The 266-nt window shown below is 67.3% G+C and carries 1 pseudogene; it reads right to left on the bottom strand.

The features are described from left to right. Positions 1-266, bottom strand: a pseudogene (locus tag AABA86_RS34505) (microcin ABC transporter ATP-binding protein); the annotation flags it as partial.

Genomic DNA, 266 nt, shown 5'->3' with positions numbered 1-266 from the left:
CAGCAGCGCCCTGGTGTAGGCCTCCTTCGGATGCGTCAGCACTTCGGCGGCCGGGCCCTGCTCGACGACGCGGCCGTGCTGCATCACCACGACCTCGTCGCAGATCTGTGCTGCGACACGCAAATCGTGGGTGATGAACAGGATGGCGATGCCGAGCCGCTTCTGGATCTCGTCGAAGAGTTCCAGCACCTGTGCCTGCACGGAGACGTCGAGCGCCGAGACGGCCTCGTCCGCGACCAGCACGTCCGGATCGAGCGCGAGCGCGC

Origin of the sequence: Bradyrhizobium sp. TM233 (assembly GCF_036247965.1) — a bacterium.
Lineage (GTDB): Bacteria > Pseudomonadota > Alphaproteobacteria > Rhizobiales > Xanthobacteraceae > Bradyrhizobium > Bradyrhizobium ottawaense.
The sequence above is the reverse complement of the archived record's forward strand: the minus strand, read 5'-3'. Positions and strand labels throughout refer to the sequence as shown.